Source organism: Pseudomonas sp. Q1-7 (assembly GCF_028010285.1).
In the GTDB taxonomy this organism is placed as follows: Bacteria; Pseudomonadota; Gammaproteobacteria; order Pseudomonadales; family Pseudomonadaceae; genus Metapseudomonas.
Genome location: NZ_CP116304.1, coordinates 3,869,384 through 3,891,775 on the forward strand (window position 1 = coordinate 3,869,384; position 22,392 = coordinate 3,891,775).

17 protein-coding genes are annotated in these 22,392 nt (G+C 66.4%); 12 read left to right on the plus strand and 5 right to left on the minus strand.

What is annotated here, in order from left to right:
• Positions 1-8 precede the first annotated feature (8 nt).
• The 3 genes from ccoS to hemN all read left to right on the plus strand — a co-directional run bounded on the left by ccoS (position 9) and on the right by hemN (position 2,402).
• The gene (gene ccoS, locus PJW05_RS17965; protein ID WP_271408325.1) at positions 9-230 is read left to right on the plus strand and encodes a cbb3-type cytochrome oxidase assembly protein CcoS; all 222 of its coding nucleotides are present in this window, start codon (positions 9-11) and stop codon (positions 228-230) included.
• Positions 223-939: a sulfite exporter TauE/SafE family protein gene (locus tag PJW05_RS17970; RefSeq protein WP_271408326.1), complete on the plus strand. Its 717-nt coding sequence runs from the start codon at positions 223-225 to the stop codon at positions 937-939. The genes ccoS and PJW05_RS17970 overlap by 8 nt, the downstream gene beginning before the upstream one ends.
• 80 nt (positions 940-1,019) lie before the next feature.
• Positions 1,020-2,402 (plus strand): oxygen-independent coproporphyrinogen III oxidase, encoded by a 1,383-nt coding sequence (gene hemN / locus PJW05_RS17975; RefSeq protein ID WP_271408327.1) that lies wholly within the window; start codon positions 1,020-1,022, stop codon positions 2,400-2,402.
• A gap of 7 nt (positions 2,403-2,409) precedes the next feature.
• On the opposite strand, the gene PJW05_RS17980 is transcribed toward hemN, so the two are convergent.
• Positions 2,410-2,859 (minus strand): hypothetical protein, encoded by a 450-nt coding sequence (locus PJW05_RS17980; protein WP_271408328.1) that lies wholly within the window; start codon positions 2,857-2,859, stop codon positions 2,410-2,412.
• Between the two features lie 147 nt (positions 2,860-3,006).
• Here PJW05_RS17980 and fnr point away from each other — a divergent pair, with 147 nt between their 5' ends.
• From fnr to PJW05_RS17995, 3 genes are all read left to right on the plus strand, one after another.
• Positions 3,007-3,741, plus strand: coding sequence for a fumarate/nitrate reduction transcriptional regulator Fnr (gene fnr, locus PJW05_RS17985; RefSeq protein WP_271408329.1), 735 nt, complete (start codon positions 3,007-3,009; stop codon positions 3,739-3,741).
• A 66-nt stretch (positions 3,742-3,807) separates the two neighbouring features.
• Positions 3,808-4,356 (plus strand): adenine phosphoribosyltransferase, encoded by a 549-nt coding sequence (locus PJW05_RS17990; RefSeq protein ID WP_271408330.1) that lies wholly within the window; start codon positions 3,808-3,810, stop codon positions 4,354-4,356.
• A gap of 247 nt (positions 4,357-4,603) precedes the next feature.
• Positions 4,604-5,440 (plus strand): metal-dependent hydrolase, encoded by an 837-nt coding sequence (locus PJW05_RS17995; protein ID WP_271408331.1) that lies wholly within the window; start codon positions 4,604-4,606, stop codon positions 5,438-5,440.
• A 298-nt stretch (positions 5,441-5,738) separates the two neighbouring features.
• Here the strand turns inward: PJW05_RS17995 and PJW05_RS18000 are convergent, their stop codons facing one another.
• Complete coding sequence (locus PJW05_RS18000) at positions 5,739-6,440, minus strand: DUF6901 family protein (protein ID WP_271408332.1); 702 nt, start codon at positions 6,438-6,440, stop codon at positions 5,739-5,741.
• Between the two features lie 165 nt (positions 6,441-6,605).
• Here PJW05_RS18000 and PJW05_RS18005 point away from each other — a divergent pair, with 165 nt between their 5' ends.
• Genes PJW05_RS18005 through PJW05_RS18020 form a run of 4 tightly spaced genes read left to right on the plus strand, consistent with a single transcriptional unit; the run spans position 6,606 to position 15,495 of the window.
• The gene (locus PJW05_RS18005; protein ID WP_271408333.1) at positions 6,606-7,856 is read left to right on the plus strand and encodes an ATP-binding protein; all 1,251 of its coding nucleotides are present in this window, start codon (positions 6,606-6,608) and stop codon (positions 7,854-7,856) included.
• Positions 7,853-9,199 (plus strand): HD domain-containing phosphohydrolase, encoded by a 1,347-nt coding sequence (locus PJW05_RS18010; protein ID WP_271408334.1) that lies wholly within the window; start codon positions 7,853-7,855, stop codon positions 9,197-9,199. The genes PJW05_RS18005 and PJW05_RS18010 overlap by 4 nt, the downstream gene beginning before the upstream one ends.
• On the plus strand, positions 9,196-9,732 hold the full coding sequence (locus PJW05_RS18015) for a response regulator (protein WP_271408335.1): 537 nt from the start codon (positions 9,196-9,198) through the stop codon (positions 9,730-9,732). The genes PJW05_RS18010 and PJW05_RS18015 overlap by 4 nt, the downstream gene beginning before the upstream one ends.
• 45 nt (positions 9,733-9,777) lie before the next feature.
• Positions 9,778-15,495: an EAL domain-containing protein gene (locus tag PJW05_RS18020; RefSeq protein ID WP_271408336.1), complete on the plus strand. Its 5,718-nt coding sequence runs from the start codon at positions 9,778-9,780 to the stop codon at positions 15,493-15,495.
• A 656-nt stretch (positions 15,496-16,151) separates the two neighbouring features.
• Here PJW05_RS18020 and PJW05_RS18025 read toward each other — a convergent pair.
• Positions 16,152-16,856, minus strand: coding sequence for a TetR family transcriptional regulator (locus PJW05_RS18025; RefSeq protein ID WP_271408337.1), 705 nt, complete (start codon positions 16,854-16,856; stop codon positions 16,152-16,154).
• Positions 16,857-16,971: 115 nt separating this feature from the next.
• Here PJW05_RS18025 and PJW05_RS18030 point away from each other — a divergent pair, with 115 nt between their 5' ends.
• Positions 16,972-18,522 (plus strand): flavin-containing monooxygenase, encoded by a 1,551-nt coding sequence (locus PJW05_RS18030; protein ID WP_271408338.1) that lies wholly within the window; start codon positions 16,972-16,974, stop codon positions 18,520-18,522.
• A complete protein-coding gene (locus PJW05_RS18035) occupies positions 18,519-19,403 on the plus strand; it encodes an SDR family NAD(P)-dependent oxidoreductase (protein WP_271408339.1) in 885 nt (294 codons plus the stop codon). The genes PJW05_RS18030 and PJW05_RS18035 overlap by 4 nt, the downstream gene beginning before the upstream one ends.
• A gap of 36 nt (positions 19,404-19,439) precedes the next feature.
• Here PJW05_RS18035 and PJW05_RS18040 read toward each other — a convergent pair whose 3' ends face one another.
• Both PJW05_RS18040 and PJW05_RS18045 read right to left on the minus strand, forming a co-directional pair.
• Positions 19,440-20,789: an OprD family porin gene (locus tag PJW05_RS18040; RefSeq protein ID WP_271408340.1), complete on the minus strand. Its 1,350-nt coding sequence runs from the start codon at positions 20,787-20,789 to the stop codon at positions 19,440-19,442.
• Between the two features lie 104 nt (positions 20,790-20,893).
• Positions 20,894-22,270 (minus strand): MFS transporter, encoded by a 1,377-nt coding sequence (locus tag PJW05_RS18045; protein ID WP_442969170.1) that lies wholly within the window; start codon positions 22,268-22,270, stop codon positions 20,894-20,896.
• Positions 22,271-22,392: the final 122 nt, after the last annotated feature.

Consider the following 22,392-nt stretch of genomic DNA (forward strand, 5'->3'; position numbering starts at 1 on the left):
AGCCCCTGATGCCAGCGCTTTACGTACTGATCCCGGTCGCCATCGGCCTGGTCGGTTTCGCCATCTGGCTGTTCTTCTGGGCCGTGGACAGCGGCCAGTACGACGACCTCGACGGCCCGGCCCACAGCATCCTCTTCGACGACGAAGACCCCAAGCACCAGGCCGGCATCGCCGAAGCCGAGGGCAACGAAAAAGACCAGCAGGACGAGCAGGACAAGCCCCGTGGCTGAACTCGCACCCCTGCTGCTGTCCGCACTCATCCTCGGCCTGCTCGGCGGCGGGCACTGCCTCGGCATGTGCGGCGGCCTGATGGGCGCCCTGACCCTCGCCATCCCACCGGAACAACGCGCCCGCCGCGTGCGTCTGCTGCTCGCCTACAACGCCGGGCGCATCTTCAGCTACGCCCTCGCCGGCCTGCTCGTTGGCCTGGCCGGCTGGGCCATCGCCAGCAGCCCGGCGGCCATGGCGCTGCGGGTGGTGGCGGCACTGCTGCTGATCTGCATGGGCCTGTACCTGGCCGGCTGGTGGAGCGGCCTGACCCGCATCGAAGCCCTGGGCCGTGGCCTCTGGCGGCATCTCCAACCAGCGGCGCGCCGACTGCTGCCGGTTTCCTCCGTGCCCCACGCCCTGTTGCTGGGCGGGCTCTGGGGCTGGCTGCCCTGCGGGCTGGTCTACAGCACGCTGCTCTGGGCCGCCAGCCAGGGCTCGGCGACGGACAGCGCGCTGTTGATGCTCGCCTTCGGCCTCGGCACCCTGCCGGTCCTGATCGCCACGGGGCTCGCCGCCGAACGCCTGACCGCGTTGCTGCGCCAGCGCGGCGTGCGCATCGCCGGCGGCCTGCTGGTGATCCTCTTCGGCCTCTGGACCCTGCCCGGCCCACACCAGGCCTGGCTCATGGGCCACGGTGCTACCAGCGGCGGCCAACAGCACATCCACTAACACCTTGATACAAATCAAGACCGCCCGACGGCACGCTCCCTAGACTCCCCGCTACCGACTGCCGAACCGGGGACACCCGCATGCTCGACAACATTCGCTGGGACGCGGATTTGATCCGCTGCTACGACACCCCAGGCCCGCGCTACACCTCCTATCCCACCGCCGTGCAGTTCAACCACAAGGTGGGCCCCTGCGACCTGCTCCAGGCCCTGGACGGCAGCCGCAAGGCGCGTCGTCCGCTGTCGCTTTACGTGCACGTGCCGTTCTGCGCGAACGTCTGCTACTACTGCGCCTGCAACAAGGTCGTCACCAAGGACCGCGGCCGCGCCCTGCCCTACCTGGAGCGTCTGGAGCGGGAAATCGAGCTGATCGCCTGCCACCTCGACCCACGGCAGAAGATCGAGCAGCTGCACTTCGGCGGCGGCACCCCCACCTTCCTCAGCCATGACGAACTGCGTCGGCTGATGGGCCACCTGCGCAAGCACTTCAACCTGCTGGACGACGACTCCGGCGACTACGGCATCGAGATCGACCCACGCGAAGCCGACTGGTCCACCATGGGCCTGCTTCGCGAGCTGGGTTTCAACCGTGTGAGCCTCGGCGTTCAGGACTTCGATCCGGCGGTGCAGCGCGCCGTCAATCGCCTGCAGAGCCTGGAGGAAACCCGCGCCATCATCGAAGCCGCGCGGACCCTGCAGTACCGCTCGTTGAACCTGGACCTGATCTACGGCCTGCCGAAGCAGACCCCGAGCAGCTTCGCCCGCACCGTCGACCAAGTGATTGCCCTGCAGCCCGACCGGCTCTCGGTGTTCAACTACGCCCACCTGCCGGAGCGCTTCATGCCACAGCGGCGTATCCGCAGCGAAGACCTGCCCAGCCCCGCACAAAAACTGGACATGCTCCAGCGCAGCATCGAGCAGTTGAGCGCCGCCGGGTATCGCTACATCGGCATGGACCACTTCGCCCTGCCCGACGACGAACTGGCCATCGCCCAGGAGGACAGCCGCCTGCAACGCAACTTCCAGGGCTACACCACCCACGGTCACTGTGACCTGATCGGCCTCGGGGTGTCGGCCATCAGCCAGATCGGCGACCTCTACTGCCAGAACGCCGTGCAAATCGCCGAATACCAGGCCACCCTGGGCCAGAACCTGCTGGCCACCCAGCGCGGCCTGGTGTGCGACCGGGACGACCGAATCCGGCGGGCGGTGATCCAGCAACTCATTTGCCAGTTCGAACTGGACTTCGCCAGCATCGAATCGCGCTTCACCATCGAATTTCGCGGCTACTTCGCCAGCATCTGGCCGCATCTGCAGCGAATGCACCAGGATCGCCTGATCGCCCTGGGCGACAGCCGCATCGACGTGCTGCCCGCCGGGCGCCTGCTGGTGCGCTCGCTGTGCATGCTCTTCGACCACTACCTGGTCGGGCAGAACCCGCAGCGTTTCTCCCGGGTAATCTGAAGCGGACTCAGGCGGTCAGCAGCGCGCTCAGCTCCGCCGCCTGTTCCTGACTCAGTCCGGCCTCGCGAACCAGCTTGGCCAGGTTCGCGTTGGCGCTGCTCAGGGCTCCCTGCAGCGACGCCAGTTGGGATTGCACCGCTTCCATACGCTGCATGCGGGTTTCCTCGTCCAGGCTCCGGTCGGCGGCGATGGCCTCCAGTTCCGCCTTGCGCTCGGCGATCTGCGCCTTGATCTCGCGGATCATTTTCAGCACTTCCTTGATGGCGTCCGGCAGACTGCTCTCGTCGATGTCGTCGTTCTTCGGCGGCTGGCCGGGCTTGCCCAGGTCCGACAGGCTGACACGGAGGCCCTGACGCAGGGACGCCATGTCCACCGAATCCCCTTCCTGGCGTGCGGCCTGTCGCCGCACCGACTCCGCCACGCGCGAAACCGTGCTGTTCGTGTCCAAGCGCAACATTGGCCGCTCCTTGCCTGAATCTCGCCTCGGATATCGGCCTTCATTGCAGAATCTTGAGCGAAGTGTCAGGTAGGCTTTTTCTAGCTGTTGCCTACACCCTGCGTTAACCTTACAGCCATTGTGTGATTGCCTCGCAAGGAACGGCCCATGTCCGAAATCATCAAGGTGCGCAACGTACCTCAGGCCCACTGCAAGGACTGCAGCCTGGCCAGCCTTTGTCTGCCCCTGTCGCTGAACATGGAGGACATGGATGCGCTCGACGAGATCGTCAGGCGCGGCCGCCCTCTGAAGAAGGGCGAACTGCTGTTTCGCCAGGGCGATGCGTTTGGCTCGGTCTTCGCGGTACGTTCGGGCGCCCTCAAGACCTTCACCGGCACCGATACCGGCGAGGAACAGATCACCGGCTTCCACCTGCCCAGCGAACTGGTGGGCCTGTCCGGCATGGACACCGAACTCTACCCGGTTTCCGCCCAGGCGCTGGAAACCACCTCGGTGTGCGAAATCCCCTTCGAGCGCCTGGACGAACTCTCGGTCCAGTTGCCGCAACTGCGCCGCCAACTGATGCGTGTAATGAGCCGCGAGATCCGCGACGACCAGCAGATGATGCTGCTGCTGTCGAAGAAGACCGCCGACGAGCGCATCGCGACCTTCCTGGTCAACCTCTCGGCGCGTTTCCGCGCTCGCGGCTTCTCCGCCAGCCAGTTCCGCCTGGCCATGTCGCGCAGTGAGATCGGCAACTACCTGGGCCTGGCGGTGGAAACCGTTTCCCGCGTCTTCACCCGCTTCCAGCAGGCCGATCTGATCGCCGCCGAGGGCAAGGAGGTGCGCATCCTGGACCCCATCGAACTCTGCGCCATGGCTGGCGGCAGCATCGAAAGCTGATCCCGAGGGCACGCCGCTCCGGCGGCCGCGCCTGTACCACCCCGCCCATTTCTCCAGGCATCGACGATGATTTTCGACGACTTCTCCATCAAGACCCTGATCCGCCCGGTTCCGGACTTCCCCAAGCCCGGCGTGGTGTTCCGCGATATCACCCCGCTGTTCCAGTCGCCCCGCGCCCTGCGCCTGGTGGCCGACAGCTTCATCCAGCGCTATGTCGAAGCCGACTTCAGCCATATCGGCGCCATGGACGCCCGCGGCTTCCTGATCGGCTCGATCATCGCCTACGAACTCAACAAGCCCCTGGTGCTGTTTCGCAAGCAGGGCAAGCTGCCAGCGGACGTGCTCTCCGAGCCCTACCAGACCGAGTACGGCGAGGCCTTCCTCGAAGTCCACAGCGACAGCCTGTGCGAAGGCGACAAGGTGCTGATCTTCGATGACCTGATCGCCACCGGCGGCACCCTGCTGGCCGCCACCCGCCTGGTCCGTCGCATGGGCGCCAGCGTGTATGAAGCCGCCGCCATCATCGACCTGCCGGAACTGGGCGGCTCCGAGCGCCTGGCCGAATCCGGCATTTCCACCTTCTCCCTCACCGCCTTCGCCCTCGACGAGCGTTGAGCGGCGCGCGGGTCCGCCCTAGCGGGCCCGCCCCAACCGAAGCACGGCCGACCGCGGCGGGTTACAGCCTCTCGCGCCGGCGTTACCGCGCACCCCAGCAGCCCCCGCGAACACCCGCCGAAAGTTGGCGCCCAGGCCCTCGCGCCTGTCCTCGTGATCCTCAATAGTTACATCGACTGATGGCACGGTTGCCGTGCCCTCCCGATGACAACGAACGGACGGCTCCCCGAGCCCGAGAGGATTCCCCATGACCGCCACCGCCAGCGCCTCCCTGCCCAAGGCCAATTTCCCCGTGCGCCGTATGGACTTCAGCTTCGCATCGACCCAGAAGTACTGGTGGAGCGGCGATCCCTTCATGACCCACTTCATGAACAACCTCTCCTCGCTGTTCCCTTATGGCGAGAAGTTCTTCGTCGACAGCGTCCGCGCCGTACGCGACCAGGTCGGTGACCGGCAGCTACAGAAGGACATCAGCGCCTTCATCGGCCAGGAAGCCATGCACTCCAAGGAACACGCGACCTACAACGACTACGCCGCCGCGCACGGCATCGACCTGGAGCGCCTGGAACTGCGCATCAAGGTGCTGCTGGAATGGGTCACCCGCTTCACCACGAAGAAACAGCGCCTGGCCGCCACCTGCGCCCTGGAGCATTTCACCGCCACCATGGCCGAACAGCTGCTGCGCCGGGAGGACATCAACACCCAGATGGACGACCCGAAGATGTACAAGCTCTGGATGTGGCACGCCATCGAGGAAAACGAGCACAAGGCGGTCTGCTACGACGCCTACAATGCCATCGGCGGCGGTTACCTGATCCGCACCGTCACCATGTTCCTGACCACCTTCCTGTTCTTCGGCGTGATCATGACCTTCCAGATCCACCTGATGCGCAAGGATGGCCAACTGTTCAACTGGCGCAGCTGGGCACGCGGCCTTAAGACCCTGTTCGGCCCCCGCGAGGGTTATTTCCCGAAGATGATCCGCCCCTACCTCGACTACTACCGTCCTGGCTTCCACCCCTTCGACCACGAAACCAAGTCCCTGGAGATGCGCTGGAAGGAACGCCTCGGCTTCAATGGCTGACGGCACTGTTCCCCTGTAGGCGAATCCATTCGCGATGTACGCCGTAGGTTGGGTAGAGGGACGAAACCCAACGATTGTCGGGTCGGCATCGCCTGGATGGAGCGTTTGGGGTTCAATGGCTGAGCCCTGATCGATGGGTTCCGTCCCTCAACCCACCCTACAAAACTGTGCCCCTGTGGGAGCGAATTCATTCGCGAAAGGACGGCGAAGCCGTCCCAGGAGCACCCGGCAGGTCTTCGACCTGCTTCGCGATTGAAATCGCTCCCACAATGACCGCTCCAGGTTCAACCCAGTAGCTTCACTCCTCCTCGAAATACTCCGCGAAGAAGCCATCCAGTTCGCCCTCGTAGCTGTCCAGCGAATACAGGGTGTCGGCCGCCAGCAGGTCCAGCAGGATCAAGCCGTTGAGGCTGGAGTCCTCCTCGGCGGCGGCACGCAGCCGGCCGGCCATGCCCAGGTTGACCTGGCGCAGGTTGCGGTAGAGCGCGCGCAGGCCGTCCATGTCCCAATCCGGCTCCAGCCCGCGCTGACGGCGCAGGTGCTGCCCCAGCAGGTAGGTGCCCAGGGAGCGGTAGAGGGTTTCGGCCGAGGTACTGAACGGCCAGTGGAACCAGGCCATCGCCCGCAGCATCCGGGTGTGGGGACAGCCGCTGGTCGCCCCGAGCAGCCCCAGTAGCGAGCCCAGGGCCCGCTGCAGGGTAGTCCGCTGGCGGATTTCCCGTCCCCGCCAGGACACCGCCACCTGCACTTCCTCGTAGGAGGGCGAACTCGCCAGCACCGTCACCGGCCGCACCAGGGCGCGGGCGAAGGGGCAGTCGCGCACCTGCGCGGCGTCCAGCGGGCAATGGCTGCATTGCCGAAATCCCAGGCGCACCCAGTCAGGCGCCGGCTCAAGGCACTCATCCGGCGCCGCCAGGCTCACCTCGTGGACCCAGAGGCGGCCATCGGGAAAGCAGAATTCGTAACGAACCTCGGCCTCAGCGCTTGATGCCAGCTCCATCGTCTACCCTTGTCCCTTGTTGGAAGAAATGTCCGACGCCAGCCTAGGATTTCACGACAAATTCCGACGCCTGAAATCTGTCATACACTTCGTACAACAAAGTCGGACAAGCGCCAGAATTCAACCCCTGCCAACCATTCCACAGCAAAAAAAGCGGGCGACATCATGGACAGCAGCCCTTTGGATCTTGCCGGAGCCCTGGTTGAACAGATCGAGGTGGGCATCATCCTCCTCGACCGGGACCTGCGCATCCTTCACTGGAACGAGTTCGTCAGCCTGCGCAGTGGCAAGGCCCTGGAGCCCGCCCTGCACCAGCCCCTGACCGCGGTCTTTCCGGAAGCCGACACACCGCGCCTCGAGCAGATGGTGGCCAGGGCCCGCGAAGAGGGCCTGCACGTCTACAGCCATTGGCGCGAAGCCCCCTACCTGATCCAGTTGCCCTACAGCCCCGAAGGCCAGGCAGCGCCGTTACGCTTGCAGAGCACGCTGCTGTTCCCCTTCGACTGCGGGGGCGAGCGCTGCTACGGCCTGATGCTCTACGACTCCAGCGAGCAACTGGCCAACGTCCTCGACGCCCTGGGCGGCAATCAGCTGCAGCAGGAGCAGTTGGTCCACAAGCTGGAAAAGGCCAACGCCCAGTTACTGCAGTCGGAAAAGCTCGCCGCCATCGGCCAGTTGGCGGCCGGCGTCGCCCATGAGATCAACAACCCCATCGGCTATGTCTTCTCCAACCTCAAGACCCTCAGCGGCTACGTCAACGACCTGCTGCGCATCGTCGACGCGGTGGATGGCGTCGGCAGCCTGGAAGAACTGCAGCAGCTCAAGCAAAGCCTGGAGTACGACTACATCCGCAACGACGTCGAGGCCCTGATTCATGAATCCGGGGACGGCATCGAGCGAGTCAAGAAGATCATCACCTCCCTCAAGGACTTCTCCCATATCGAAGAAGAGGAATTCCGCCCCGCCGACCTGCACAAGGGCGTCGACAGCACCCTCAACCTGGTCAACAACGAACTCAAGTACAAGGCCGAGGTGGTGCGCGAGTATGGCGCGCTGCCGCTGGTGGAGTGCATTCCCTCGCAGATCAACCAGGTGGTGATGAACCTGCTGATCAACGCCGCCCACGCCATCGAGGGCTTCGGCCGCATCACCCTGCGCAGCGGTCACGAGGACGACTGGGTCTGGCTGGAAGTGGAAGACGACGGCAAAGGCATCGACCCGGCCATCCTCCATCGCATCTACGAACCCTTCTTCACCACCAAGCCGGTGGGCAAGGGCACGGGCCTGGGCCTCGCGCTTTCCTACAACATCGTGCAGAAACACAACGGCCGCATCGAAGTGGCCAGCCAGCCCGGCCAGGGCACGCGCTTCCGCGTCTGGTTGCCGCACCAGCAACCGGGTGGAGCGAGCGCATGAGTGAAGCCCAGCGCCGTCCCACCCTGCTGCTGGTGGATGACGAAGAGCACATTCTCAGTGCCCTGCGCCGCGTACTGCGCGGCGAACCCTACGAACTGCTCACCGCCTCCGGTGGCAGCCAGGCCCTGGCCCTGCTGGCAGCGAACGACATCGACCTGGTCGTCTCCGACGCACGCATGCCCGGCCTCGACGGCCCTGCGCTGCTGGCCGAGGTGCAGCGGCGCTGGCCCGGTACCCTGCGCCTGCTGCTCACCGGCGCCACCGACCTGGAAACCAGCATCCGTGCCATCAACCAGGGGCAGATCTACCGCTACCTGGGCAAACCCTGGAACGACGACGAACTGCGCGTCACCCTGCGCCAGGCCCTGGCCCACCAGCATGCCGAACGCGAGCATCAGCGCCTGGAACGCCTGACCCTGGAACAGAACCAGCGCCTGCAGGAACTCAACGCCAGCCTGGAACAGCGGGTCCGCGACCGCACCGCCGAGCTGCAGCAGACCGCCGACATGCTCGACCTCGCCTACGACGAGCTGCGCCGCAGCTACGTGACCGCCACCGAAGTCTTCTCCGCCCTGCTCACCCAGCGCCTGCCCGGCGACAAGCAGGGCAACGCCCAGGTCATCGCCCTGGTCCGCGCCTACGCGGAAGAGCACCAGTTGCCGGAAGCGGAATCCCGCGACCTGACCATGGCCGCGGCGCTCTACAACCTCGGCAAGCTGACCTGGGACGACCACCTGCTGAGCCGGCCCAGCGACCTGCTGCACCGCGAAGAGCGGGAACGCTATTGCCGCTACCCGCAGTTGGGCGAGAGCCTGCTGATGGCGCTGGAACCGCTACACGACGCCGGGCGGCTGATCCGCCACCACCAGGAACGCTGGAACGGCACCGGCTTCCCCGACCAGTTGCACGGCGAAGCCATTCCCTTCGGCGCCCGTCTGCTCAAGCTGGCGGTGGACTTCGTCGAGCTGCAATGCGGCCTGGTGCTGCAACGCGCGGTGCCGCGCGACGAGGCCTTGCTGTTCCTCGCCCGCTACGCCGGGCGCCTCTATGACCCGCAACTGTGCCAGCCCTTCATCGACCTCTGCACCCGTTGCGCCCCGGACCTGCTGAAGACCGACCCCGACGTCCTGGCGATGGACACCCGCCGCCTGGAACCCGGCATGGTCCTGGCCCGCAACCTCCAGGCCGACAGCGGCATGCTCCTGCTCAACGCCGGCAAGCAGCTCAGCCGCGCCCTGATCGACAAGCTCATCGCCTTCGAGGCCAGCGAAGGTGCGCGCTACACCCTACACGTGCGCCTGCCCGAGGTGGACGCGGGCACCGTCAAGGAGCAGACCCGATGATCAATATCCAGCTGGTGGACGACGAACCCCATATTCTCAATGCCCTCCAGCGCATGCTGCGGCCTCAGGGCTGGGTGCTGCATGCTTTCGACGATCCCGAGGTGGCGCTGGCGGCCCTGGCCGAGCATCGCTACGCCGCCATCGTCTGCGACCTCAACATGCCGCAACTGGACGGCCTGACCTACCTGCAGTTTGCCCGCCAGCGCCAGCCCGACGCCCTGCGCATGCTGCTCAGCGCCCACGGCGACCGCGCCACCCTGATGCAGGCGATCAACCGCGCGGAGATCTACCGTTTCCTCTCCAAGCCCTGGGAGAACTACGACATCGAAAACGCCCTGCAGAGCGCCATCGACCTCTACCAGCTGCGCGAGGAGAACCACCGCCTGCTCGAACAGGTACGCGGCCAGCAGGGCACCCTCGAGCGACAGCGCCGCGAGCTGCTGCGCCTGGAGGCCGAACACCCGGGGCTGACCCGCGTGCGCCGAGACGCCGACGGTGCCGTATTGCTGGAGGGCTACGACCTGGACGATTGACCGCGATCCTCCGAACAGCCCCAGCCACCGGAACGGCAACCCCCCATGGCCAAGCACATTCGCGACCTCGCCTATCAGGCCTACCTGCACTGCCTGGCCCTCACCCTGATCGCCCTCGGCGGCATGGGCCTGATCGCCTTCCTCATCCAGGACCAACCCGCCCGCCACGAACTGGTGCTGCTACCCGACAGCGCGCTGCTCAGCCTCGTCGCCGGCGTCGCGCTGTTCGGCGCCACCCATGGAATGCGCCGGCTGGCGCTGCTGACCGGCCTGCTGCTGATCGTCCTCTCCGGCTACAGCCTCAGCCACAACGTGCTGGCCGGCGGCAGTGACCAGGGGCACTCCCTGCTCAGCGGCCACTGGCGCGTCCAGAGCGAGAAAGCGATCGTCGGCTGCCTGTTCGGCCTGGCCATGCTCCTTGCCGTGACCCGCCACGGCGGGCGCTGGCTCAGCCAGCTCTGCGGCATCACCCTGCTCGGCCTTGCGCTGGCCTCCCAACTGGCCCTGCTCGGCCCTTTCCAGAGCCTGCCGCGCTTCGCCTTCCGCCCGGAGGCCGGGCCCGTCGCCAACCTCTTCATCGCCTTGCTCGGGATCGCCGTCCTGCTGCTCTGCGCTCTGCCGGGAGGACCGCGCCGCCTGCTCGACCGCCGCACCCTGCTCACCGGCCTGCTCGGCACCCTGGCCACCTGCGGCGGCTGGTTCCTGCTCAGCCATCACGAGGTCGGTACGCTCCACACCCACAACCACCAGTTGCTGCTGCGTGCGCATTCGGCCATCGAGAACACCCTCACCCTGCATCTGCAACTGACGCAGCGTATGGCCGATCGCTGGCACAGCCTCCACGGCGCGCTTCCAGAAACACTCTGGAAACAGGAGTCCAACGCCTACCTCAGCGACTTCCCCAGCCTCCACCTGATCGCAGTGCTCGATGCCGACCTCCAAACGCTGCGCCAGCAACGCCGCGACCCGGCAGCCATGGACTGGCTGGGGCGCTTCCTCGCCCAGCCGCAGCTACGCCAATGGCTGCAGCAGGTACGCCAGGGCGACCGCGCGCAGATGAGCGAGGTACAGAGCTTCAGTCCCGACGACCACAGCGCCCTGGTGGCCGCGCCGCTGCGCCTTTACGGCCAGCCCACCGGCCTGCTGGTAGCCAGCCTGGACGTAGCCGCCGCGCTGGACCGACAGCTGGGCGAAGACCTCGACGGCTTCACCCTGGAGATCTTCGAAGGCGCCCGGCGCATCCATGCCGCCGGCGCCCGCCGCACGGATCACGGCCATCTGCCAGCAGGCGAGCAGCGCACCGAGCTCGGCCCCGAGGGGCGCTGGCAACTGCGCACCTACCAGACCCTGCTGCACCATGACTATGCCGCTGTCTACCTGCCGCCGCTGTTCATGCTCTTCGGCCTGGGTCTCACCTTCCTGCTGATGGTCAGCCAGAGCTTTTCGCGCCTGGTCATCGAACGCAGCCAGCGCCTGCGCGACAGCAACCGCGAACTGGAGCTGAGCCTGCAACACCAGGCCCGGTTGCAACTGCAGAACCAGCGGATCATGGACCACTCCATGGACGTGCTCTGCTCCATCGACGCGGACGAACGCTTCACCCAGGTCAGCCCCTCCTGCCACAGCGTGCTCGGCTACCGGCCGGAAGAGATGATCGGCCGCCCCTACACCGACTTCGTCCTGCCCGAAGACCGCGAACGCACCCGTGGCGATATCCAGGCCATCATCCGTGGCGAATCCTGGGACGCCGTGCGCAACCGCTGCCAGCGCAAGGACGGCAGCCTGGTCCACCTGCTCTGGTCCGCCGGCTGGTCGGAAAGCGAACGTACCCTGTTCGCCGTCGCCCACGACATCACCAGCCTGGTGCGTCACGAGGCCTACGCCGAAGATCAGCGCGACATCCTCAGCATGATCTCCACCGACCAGCCGCTGGCGGACATCCTCAAGGCCATCTGCCTGATGAGCGAAACCCTGGACCCCTCCACCTGCTGCTCGGTGCTGCTGGTGGACGGCGAGCACAAGCGCCTGTTCCTGGGCGCCGCGCCCAGCCTGCCGGAAGCCTTCAACCAGAGCCAGGACGGCCTGCCCATCGGCCCCCTCGCGGGCGCCTGCGGCACCGCCGCGTTCCGCCGGCAGATGGTGGTGAGCAAGGACATCAGCGAAGACCCGCTCTGGCACGAACAGCGCGAACAGGCCCTGCGCCACGGCCTGCGTGCCTGCTGGGCGATCCCGTTGATGTCCCACCATGGCGACGTACTCGGCACCTTCGCCGTCTACCTGCGCCAGCCCAGCACCCCGGACGACGAGGCCCTGCAACTGATCGGCACCGCCGGGCAACTGGCGGCCATCGCCATCGAGCGTCTGAACGACCGCCTGCGCCTGCTGGAGAGCGAGCAGCGCTACCGCTCGCTGTTCATCTTCAACCCCGACCCGGTGTTCTCCCTGGACCGTGAAGGGTGCTTCCTCAGCCTCAACCAGTCGGGCTGCGAGCTGATCGACCACCCCATCGCCGAGCTGATCGGCCGGCCCTTTTCAGACCTGGTGGATGAAGACGACGTCGGACACGTCCTCACGCATTTCCGCAGCACCCTCGATGGCCTGGCGCAACATTTCGAAGTGCGCTGCCACAACCGTGCCGGCAGTCCGCTGGAGCTGGACATCACCCTGCTGCCCATCGTCGTCGAAGAAGTGATCGTCGGCGTATTCGGCATCGCCAAGGACATCGGCGAACGCAATCGCATGACCCGCGCCCTGCAGGACGCTCTCGCCCAGTCGGAACGCAAGGCGCTGCTGTTGCGCGGCCTCAGCGACACCGCCCTGCACCTTGGCGGCATCCTCGACACCCGTGCCCTGCTGGACTTCATCTGCGCGCGGTTGCGCGAATTGGTGGGGGCTCACCAGTCACTGCTCGACCTGACCGATGACCTGGGCCTGACCGCCTGCTCGCTGTCGGCCAAATACCAGGCCTGGCCGCCGACCCCACGGCTGCCGCCCGAAGGCCTGGAGTATTACTCCCGCGCCTGCGCCAGCCACCAGCCGACCCTGCTCACCCGCGCGGAATTGTCGGTTCCCGGCGACCGGGACAGCGGCCAACTCCCCCTGCATGGCTGGCTGGCCGTGCCGCTGATCGACCACGGCGGGCACCACCTCGGCCTGCTCCAGCTTTCCGACAAATTCGACGGCGACTTCGACCAGGATGACCTGGCCATCGCCCAGCAGTTCGCCCAGACGGCCGTGGCGGCGCTGGAAAACATCCGCCTGGTGCAGCAGGTGCTCTCCGGCGAACAGCGCCTGCAGGAGCAACTGGATTTCACCTCGGCCATCACCAACAGCGTTGGCGAGGGCCTACTGGCGGTGGACCGCCACGGCCGGCTGAACTTCGTCAACCCGGCCGCCGCCGAACTGCTCGGCCAGCGCACCGACGCCCTGCTCGGCCAGGACCTGGCCGAATACCTGCCCCTGGACCTCTTCAGCCACCCGGCCACCGGCAGCCGCCATGGCGAGGTCAGCCTGGAAGGCGAGCGCCACATCGCCTATGACTGCGCACCGCTGCTACACGCGCAGAGCCTCGGGGGCTGGGTCATCGCCTTCCGCGACATCAGCCGCGCCAAGGAGTCCGAAAAGCAATTGCGCATCCTCCAGCGCAGCATCGAGGCCAGTTACAACGGCGCGCTCATCTGCGACGCCACCGCCGACGACCTGCCGATCATCTACGTCAACCCGGCCTTCGAGCGCATCACCGGCTACAGCCCCGGTGAGGTCCTGGGTCGCAACTGCCGCTTCCTCCAGGGCGACGACCACGAACAGACGGGCATCGCCGAAATCCGCCATGCCCTGGCGGAGAAACGCGAGGTCCACGTGGTGCTGCGCAACTTCCGCAAGGACGGCACGCCCTTCTGGAACGACCTCTACATCGCGCCGGTGCCCAACGAGCACGGCGAGATCACCCACTTCATCGGTGTGCAGAACGACATCTCGGAGCAGAAGCGGGTGGAATCCGAACTGGCCTACAACGCCAGCCACGACGTGCTCACCGGCCTGCCCAATCGTTCGCTGCTGGAAGACCGCCTGCGCCAGGGCTGCCAGATCAGCCAGCGCTACCGGCGCAAGCTGGCGGTGATGTTCATCGACCTCGACGGCTTCAAGCCGATCAACGACTCCATGGGCCACGGCATTGGCGACCAGATACTGGTGGAAGTGGCGCGGCGCCTGACCCAGCAGGTGCGCCCCGGCGACACCGTGGCGCGCCTGGGCGGCGACGAGTTCATCCTGATCCTGCCGGACCTGGCCCGCGAAGAGGACGTGCTGCAAGTGGCCGAACGGGTCATCGACTGCATCGCCCGCCCCTACTCCATCACCGGCAGCGAACTGCACATCACCGCCAGCCTGGGCATCGCCATGAGCGAGCAAGGCATGCAGCAGCCCATGCAACTGATCCAGCAAGCGGACCTGGCCATGTACAAGGCCAAGCAGCAGGGCCGCAACTGCTACCAGTGGTACACCACCGACCTGGAGCAGAAAGTCAGCGAGCGGGTGACGCTGCGCAACGAACTGCAAAAGGCCCTGGAAGCCAACGCCTTCATGCTCTACTACCAGCCGCAGATCGACGGCCGCAACGGCCGCATCATCGGCTTCGAGGCCCTGCTGCGCTGGCAGCACCCCCTGTTGGGCTTCATCTCCCCGTCGCAGTTCGTGCCGGTGGCCGAGGACACCGGGCAGATCATCCCGCTCAGCGAATGGGTGCTGGCCACCGCCTGCCAGGACTGCCGCGACCTGCTCGACCGGGGCATGGTCAACACCGTGGTGGCGGTGAACATCTCGGCGGTGTACTTCCAGCGCAACCTCTTCGTCGACAGCGTGCGGCGCATCCTCGAAGAAACCCGCCTACCCGCCGAATTGCTGGAACTGGAAATCACCGAAACCGTGCTGCTGGACAACGCCGAGCGCGCCATCGCCACCCTGCAGGCGCTCAAGGCCCTGGGCGTGCGCCTGTCCATCGACGACTTCGGCACCGGCTTCTCCAGCCTCAACTACCTCAAGCGCCTGCCCATCGACAAAGTGAAGATCGACCGCGCCTTCGTCCAGGAAATCATCAGCGACCGGCACGACGCCGCCATCACCCAGGGCATCATCTCAATGGCCCACCACCTACGCCTGCGGGTGATCGCCGAAGGGGTGGAGAGCGAGTCCCAGTTCGCCTTCCTGAAGAAAAGCCACTGCGACGAGTTCCAGGGCTACTACTTCGCCCGCCCCATGCCCTTCGCGCAGCTCGACCAGTTCCTCCACGAACACCACAAGAGCCCGGCGGCTTACCTGGAAACCCCCGCCGGGTCCAGCCAGAGCCAGACCCTGCTGCTGCTCGACGACGAAGAGAACATCCTCCGCGCCCTGACCCGCGTCCTGCGCCGCGACGGCTACCAGATCTTCACCGCCAGCCGCGCCCAGGACGCCTTCGCGCAACTGGCCAAGCACGATATCCAGGTGATCCTCTCCGACCAGCGCATGCCGGAAATGAACGGCACCGAATTCCTCAGCCGGGTCAAGGACCTCTACCCCGACACCATCCGCATCGTGCTGTCCGGCTACACCGACCTGAAGTCCGTCACCGACGCCATCAACCAGGGCGCCATCTACAAGTTCCTCACCAAACCCTGGGACGACGACCAGCTCCGCGCCGTGATCGCCCAGGCTTTCCTCCACCACAGCCTGGCCAAGGCCAAGGAAGAGAGCACGGTGGTAGAACAGGGTACGGAATTAAGGTGAAGGCCAATTGCTTGTGGGGGCGAATTCATTCGCCAAGCAGGCCGAAGGTCTGCCCTGCTGAGCATCGCGGAGAAGGTGCGCATCCCTTCACGAGTAAACATCCACACTCGTAGAACGTGGACTTGCTCTTGGCCCCCTGGAAGGGGGCATCCAGGTGCCGCCTGGCAAATTGGAGCCTGGAGGAAATCCGAGAGCACTGGCGGTACTTCTCCCCAAGCCCGTCCCTGCGACGAGACCGGCCACGACGACGTAGCAACGTAGGATGGGTCGAGCCGCGAAACCCATGCCGTTTGTTGGGACCGATGGGTATCGCTTCGCTCAACCACATCCTACGAACGCCATCCGTGTGCATGCCGGGGTAGACCACCTCCCGCGCATAGGACGGATAGTGCCCCGCCTCGTCGCGGATCGAGTCCAGCGGGAAGCACAGGCGCTGCTCGTGGGCGACGACGAAATGCCGGCAGTCCTTGATCCACTCCGGGACAGGTAGACGCCGGAAAGGCATTTCTGACGGGTGCCGGAAGTACACAGGGACGCGCGCCCGCAAATGAAAAGCCCGGCCCCTTTATCGGAGGCCGGGCTTTTGTGTATGAGGTAGTTACGCACTGGTGGGCGCGAATTCATTCGCGAATGAAGTCCCCCCACCATAAAGAAACCTACACCGCCCCCACCACCTGCAGCACGCTGGCGCCGGTGAAGAGGAACAGCACCTGTTCTTCCGCCTCGGCGCGGATCGCCGTGCGGCGCTCGGGCTCGCCGATGTAGTCCAGGGATAGCTGGAACAGGTTGCGGCTGACCAGTCGCGACACCCGCCGCACCACGGGTTCCGCCACCCGCGTCGGCAGCAATTTGAACGCGCGGACGTCCTCGGCCATGTCGGCGGCGAAATCCTCCATGACCTCGGCCAGGGCCGCGCGCAGTACGGGCGAGGCACCGTGCAGCTCGCGCACGCCGATGATGAAGGCCTCCGCATGGCCGTCGACGAAGTCGAAGAACAGCTGCACCGTCTCATGGCAGACCCGCCGGCCACGGCCGAGGTCGATGCCCATCAGCATCGGCGACGCCTCTCCGCCCTGCACGGCGCGGGCCGCCGCCTCGCGGCGCAGGTCCCGCAGGGGTTGGCGCAGTTGGGAGGCAATGCCGCGGATGATGGCCAGCCCCAGGTCGTCCACATCCTTGAAATGGCGGTAGAAGGTGTTGGGATTCAGCCCGGCCTCGCGTGCCAGTTCGCGCAGGCCCAGGCTGCCCAGGCTGCGATTGCGGGCCCCGAGGCGCAGGGCCGCGTCCATCAGCAGGCGCTTGCCGGGGGCTTCCGTGACAGGGTCTGGCGACTGCGGTTCGTCGCCGCTGGCGGCATTCATCTCTGGCCCTACCTAAGGTTGGTTGTGACGGCGTTGGATTGCCGGCGAGTATACAGATGTCTACCTTGGTATACAGCTGTATACGCCGCAATCAATAAGAACAGGAGCCCGGCCCATGTCTGCGTCAGCCTCACCCCACCCCGCCGCCCGCCATTGCAAGATCGCCATCGTAGGGTCCGGCTTTTCCGGCCTCGGCATGGCGATCCGCCTGAAGCAGAAGGGCGAGAACGACTTCCTCATGTTCGAGAAGGAGCCCGGCATCGGCGGCACCTGGCGGGTGAACAACTACCCCGGCTGCGGCTGCGACGTGCAATCCCACCTCTATTCCTTTTCCTTCGAACCGAACCCCAACTGGACGCGGATGTTCGCCAGGCAGGAGGAGATCAAGGCTTACCTGGAAGGCTGCTGGGAGAAGTACCGGTTGCAGGACAAGACCCTGCTGAACACCGAGATCACCCGCCTGGCCTGGAGCGACCAGGACGAGCTGTGGCAGATCGAGGACGCCGCCGGCAACCACTACACGGCGCAGTTCGTGGTGTCCGGCATGGGCGCGCTGTCCACTCCGGCAACCCCCGCGCTGAACGGCCTGGAAAGCTTCCAGGGCGAACGCTTCCACTCCCAGCAGTGGAACCATGACTACGACCTGGCCGGCAAGCGCGTGGCGGTGGTCGGCACCGGTGCCTCCAGCATCCAGTTCGTGCCGCAGATCCAGAAGCAGGTGGCCCGGCTCGACCTCTACCAGCGCACCGCGCCCTGGATCATGCCCAAGCCCGACCGCGCCATCAGCGAGGGCGAACGCGCCCGCTTCAAACGCTTCCCCTTCCTGCAGACGCTCTGGCGCGGCGCCATCTACGCCCTTCTCGAAAGCCGTGTGGTGGGCTTTGCCCTGACGCCGAAGGTGATGAAGCTCGCCGAGCTGGTCGCCAAGAGCCACATCAAGCGCAAGATCAAGGACCCGGCACTGCGCGCCAAGGTCACCCCGGACTACACCATGGGCTGCAAGCGGGTGCTGATCTCCAATGACTACTACCCGGCCCTGACCCAGCCCAACGTCGAGGTGATCACCGACGGCATCCGCGAAATCCGCGCCCACAGCATCGTCACCGCCGACGGCCGCGAGCGCGAGGTGGACGCGATCATCTTCGGCACCGGCTTCACGCCCAGCGACCCGTTGCCGCGCAACGTGGTGTTCGGCCGTGGCGGCGTCGATCTGCTGGACACCTGGCCCGAAGGCCCCGAAGCCTACAAGGGCACCATGACCGCCGGATTCCCCAACCTGTTCTTCCTCATGGGGCCGAATACCGGGCTGGGCCACAACTCCATGGTCTACATGATCGAATCGCAGATCCATTACGTGCTCGGCGCCCTCGACCTGCTCGGCGAACGCCGCCTGCGCAGCCTGGAGGTGAAGCGCGAAGCCCAGGACAGGTTCAACGGCAAACTCCAGGGCAGCCTGGGCAACACCGTATGGAACGCCGGCGGCTGCAAGAGCTGGTACCTGCACCCGGTGAGCGGGCGCAACTGCACCGTCTGGCCCGGCTTCACCTGGCGCTTTCGCCTGCTGACCCGCAATTTCGACCCGGCGGCCTACCACTTCAGCCGCAACGCTCCGGTGCACGAGGCCCAAGGCCCACTGCAACTGAACCGCCAGGAGGTGCCGGCATGAAATCCTTCGAGAACAAAGTGGCCGCCGTCACCGGCGCCGGCTCCGGCATCGGCCGCGCCCTCGCCTGCGCCCTCGCCCGCCAGGGCTGCCACCTGGCGTTGTCCGACGTGAACGCCGAAGGCCTGGCGGAAACCGCCGCCCTGGCGCGCACGCTCGGCGTGCAGGTGACCGAGACCCGGGTCAATGTCGCCGACCGCGACGCCATGCACGCCTGGGCCGAACAGGTGGCGCTGGACCATGGCCGGGTCAACCTGGTGTTCAACAACGCCGGCGTCGCCCATGCCGGCACGGTGGACGGCAGCGACTACTCGGAATACGAGTGGATCATGAACATCAACTTCTGGGGCGTGGTGTACGGCACCAAGGCCTTCCTGCCGCACCTCAAGGCCAGCGGCGAAGGGCATGTGGTGAACGTTTCCAGCGTCTTCGGCCTGTTCGCCCAGCCGGGCATGAGCGCCTACAACGCCACCAAGTTCGCCGTGCGCGGCTTCACCGAGTCGCTGCGCCAGGAACTGGACATGGAAGGCTGCGGGGTCTCGGCCAGTTGCGTGCATCCGGGCGGCATCCGCACCAACATCGCCAAGACCGCGCGGATGAACGACAGCCTGGCCAAGGTCACCGGGCAGGACGCCAGCCGCGCCCGCCAGCAGTTCAACGACCAGTTGCTGCGCACCAGCCCGGACAAGGCCGCCGCCGTCATCCTGCGCGGCGTGCTGAAGGACCGCCGGCGCATCCTCATCGGCGCCGACGCCTGGGTCCTGGATGGCATGCAGCGCCTGCTGCCGACGCTCTACCAGCGCCTGGTCACCGGCTCCATGCGCCTGGCGGCCCGCTTCGCCCCCAAGTCCCGGGCGGGCGAGGTGTCCAAGGCGGTGGAGTGAAAACGTGAGGGGCCGCCGCGCGGCCCCTCGCACCGCTTAGAACAGACTCAGCGGGTATTCCACGATCAACCGCACCTCGTCATGGTCCGGGTAGCGATAGCCGGTGGTGCCGCGATGGGTGGACTGCCGCAACCGCAGGGACAGGTTTCGCGCCGGGCCGGACTGCACCACGTAGCGGACTTCCAGGTTGCGCTCCCAATGCTTGTTGTCCTTGGCCGGGTCGTAGACGAAGCGCGCGGTGTAGAACGGATTCTCGCTGCTCGCGTTGTCCATGCCGTCGCCGCGGATGTAGCGGGTCATCAGGCTCAGGCCCGGCACGCCGAAGGCGGCCATGTCGAGGTCGTAACGCGCCTGCCAGGAACGCTCGTTGGCCTCGCTGAAGGTTACCACCTGGCCGACGTTACCCATGAACAGGCTACCGCCCTGGGTGCGGTCGAAGCCGATCCAGTCCAGGGGCTCGTCGCCGTCCACCACCTGGCGCCCGAGCAGGAAGCTGTGGGGGCCGAACGCATAAGTGGCGGTAAGGGACCAAGCGGTGTTGTCGATCTCGCCGCCCCTGGCCGCGCCGCTGTCGTGGGTGTCGTAGAGGTTGAAGGCGAAGGTCAGCGCCCGTCCCCGTGCCAGGTCGATGCGGTACTTCGCGGCGGCGTAGTGCTGTCGCCAGATGTCCTCCAGTTCCGAGGTGTACAGGCTCAGGTTGAAGCGTCCGTCCGGCGTCCAGGTGCCGCCCACATAGCTCACGCTGCGCGCAGTGGGCAACACGGCGTAGTCGGTGGTCAGCTCGCCATCGCTGTTGCTGGAGTCGACCCCGCGGGTACGGGTGAAATGGCCGGCCTGCAGGTTCAACCCGGCCAGCTCGTCCGAGACCAGACTGAACCCCGTGGCCATGCTCGGCAGCAGACGCGCCTGGCTGGCGGCGAACACCGGGACCTCGGGCAGCATCTCGCCGTACTTCAGCACGGTATTGGACAGCCGCAGCTTCAGCGCGCCGCCCAGGGTCCCGTAGTCATCGCGCGGCTCCCCATCGCGGTCGACCGGCAGCAGGCTGGTGCCGGTGCGGCCGGCGCCGCTGTCCAGCTTCAGGCCGAGCATCGCGTGGGCGTCCAGGCCGAGGCCCAGGGTGCCCCGGGTGAAGCCCGAACGGTAGGTGGCCATGATCCCGTGGGCCCATTCCTCGCGGTAGCCGTTGCGCTCGGCCAGGGGCTTGCCGGCGTTGCTGCCCAGGCCATTGGCGGCGCCGTGGCGAAAGTCCCGGTTGAAGTAGTAGTTGCGGTTGAGCAGGTCCAGGTGGCTGTCTTCCACGAAGCCCCTGGCGTCGGCCTGGCCGGCCGTGGCGCCGAGGCTCGCGCAGCAGAGCGCGGCCCCCAGCAGGAAGCGGTAAGTCATTCGCGTCTCTCTTGTTCTTGTCGGTGAGCGCCCGCCTGCCACGCAAGCGGGGATGGGGGAAAGAAAAGGGACAGGCGCCGCCCCGAGCCGGCGGCGCCTGTCAATCAGGACGGTTCGAGCCCCAGCGCCTGCGCCCGGGAAACCCGCTCCGCCCTGCGTCCCTGGGCGTGCACCGCGAGCGCCGCCAGCCCGGCGGGAATCACGAGCGCGGTGAACACCTGGGGCAGGGACCAACCCAAGGCCAGCATCTGTCCGCCGGCGAAGGCACTGAGGATGGCGCCGAAGCGGCCGATGCCACTCATCCAGCTGGCACCGGTGGCCCGCGCCTCGGTGGGATAGAAGCACGCCGCCAGGGCGTTCATGCCGACGCTGGAACCGTTGAGGAAGAAGCCCACCAGCCAGGCGATGGCGCACAGCAGGGCGAAGTCCGAGGTGGCGTGACCGATGGCGAAGATCACCGCGCCGCCCAGCAGGAAGGCCAACATGATCACTCGCTGCTTGTTCCAACGGTCCATGGCCCAGCCCACGCTGAGTGCGCCCACCGGCCCGCCGATCTGGAACATGGAGGTGATGATGGCGGCGTCCGCCACGCTGTAGCCGCCGCCTTCCTTCACCAGGGTCGGCAGCCAGCTGCTGAACAGGTAGACCAGGAACAGCGAGAGGAAGTAGCCACCCCAGAGCATCAGGGTACCGAAGCGGTAGCGCGGCGACAGCACGATGCCGATGGCGCCGCGCTGCCCCGTTGCCACGCTGGGCAGGCTGAAGCGGCTGTCGGGGCCGGCCACGCCGGGAGCCAGGCGCTCGACGATACGGCGAATGCGTGCGGCCGGGGCGTTGCGCGCCACCAGGAAGCTCACCGACTCCGGCAGGCCGAACAGCAACACCGGCGCCACCAGCAGCGGCAGCACGCCCCCCAGCACCAGCACGCTGTGCCAGCCGAAGGCCGGGATCATCCAGGCGGACAGGAAGCCACCGCCCGCCGCTCCCAGGGAGAAACCACAGAAAGCCACGGTGATGAGGAAGGACCGGCTGCGCTCCGGCGCGTACTCCGACACCAGGGTGCTGGCGTTGGGCATGGCCGCGCCCAGGCCGAGACCGGTGAGGAAGCGTAGCGCGACCATCATCTCGACGCTGGTGGAAAACGCCGTGGCCAGGGTCCAGAGGCCGAAGAAGAACACGCTGGTCACCAGCACCACCTTGCGCCCGTAGCGGTCGGCCAGGGGCCCGGCCACCAGGGCGCCCACCGCCAGGCCGATGAGCGCGGCGCTGAGCACCGGTCCCAGGGCCATGGGCGCCAGGCCCCAGTCCATTTTCAGCTGCGGGGCAATGAAGCCCATGATCGCCACGTCAAACCCATCCAGAGCGATGATCAGGAAGCCCAGGAACACCACCCACTTCTGATAGCCGCCCAGGGGCCGGCTGTTGATCAGCTCACGCACATCGATGTTCTGCGTACTGTTCACGTCTTGCACCTCTCGCATCGGGCGCTCCCGGCCTGGCCGGCCGCGCCGCTTTCTTGTTGTTGTTGAGATTGCGCGCTTCCCTGCGCGGTCCCGCCGGCAGTGGCGGGGTTGATCCGAGTTACTGGCTGTCTCCGGAGCCG

Excerpts from the sequence above, each read along its gene's own strand:
- ccoS (WP_271408325.1), top strand. The coding sequence starts at position 9 with ATGCCAGCGCTTTACGTACTGATCCCGGTCGCCATCGGCCTGGTCGGT.
- hemN (WP_271408327.1), top strand. The coding sequence starts at position 1,020 with ATGCTCGACAACATTCGCTGGGACGCGGATTTGATCCGCTGCTACGAC.
- PJW05_RS17980 (WP_271408328.1), bottom strand. The coding sequence starts at position 2,859 with ATGTTGCGCTTGGACACGAACAGCACGGTTTCGCGCGTGGCGGAGTCG.
- fnr (WP_271408329.1), top strand. The coding sequence starts at position 3,007 with ATGTCCGAAATCATCAAGGTGCGCAACGTACCTCAGGCCCACTGCAAG.
- PJW05_RS17990 (WP_271408330.1), top strand. The coding sequence starts at position 3,808 with ATGATTTTCGACGACTTCTCCATCAAGACCCTGATCCGCCCGGTTCCG.
- PJW05_RS17995 (WP_271408331.1), top strand. The coding sequence starts at position 4,604 with ATGACCGCCACCGCCAGCGCCTCCCTGCCCAAGGCCAATTTCCCCGTG.
- PJW05_RS18000 (WP_271408332.1), bottom strand. The coding sequence starts at position 6,440 with ATGGAGCTGGCATCAAGCGCTGAGGCCGAGGTTCGTTACGAATTCTGC.
- PJW05_RS18005 (WP_271408333.1), top strand. The coding sequence starts at position 6,606 with ATGGACAGCAGCCCTTTGGATCTTGCCGGAGCCCTGGTTGAACAGATC.
- PJW05_RS18010 (WP_271408334.1), top strand. The coding sequence starts at position 7,853 with ATGAGTGAAGCCCAGCGCCGTCCCACCCTGCTGCTGGTGGATGACGAA.
- PJW05_RS18015 (WP_271408335.1), top strand. The coding sequence starts at position 9,196 with ATGATCAATATCCAGCTGGTGGACGACGAACCCCATATTCTCAATGCC.
- PJW05_RS18020 (WP_271408336.1), top strand. The coding sequence starts at position 9,778 with ATGGCCAAGCACATTCGCGACCTCGCCTATCAGGCCTACCTGCACTGC.
- PJW05_RS18025 (WP_271408337.1), bottom strand. The coding sequence starts at position 16,856 with ATGAATGCCGCCAGCGGCGACGAACCGCAGTCGCCAGACCCTGTCACG.
- PJW05_RS18030 (WP_271408338.1), top strand. The coding sequence starts at position 16,972 with ATGTCTGCGTCAGCCTCACCCCACCCCGCCGCCCGCCATTGCAAGATC.
- PJW05_RS18035 (WP_271408339.1), top strand. The coding sequence starts at position 18,519 with ATGAAATCCTTCGAGAACAAAGTGGCCGCCGTCACCGGCGCCGGCTCC.
- PJW05_RS18040 (WP_271408340.1), bottom strand. The coding sequence starts at position 20,789 with ATGACTTACCGCTTCCTGCTGGGGGCCGCGCTCTGCTGCGCGAGCCTC.
- PJW05_RS18045 (WP_442969170.1), bottom strand. The coding sequence starts at position 22,270 with ATGCGAGAGGTGCAAGACGTGAACAGTACGCAGAACATCGATGTGCGT.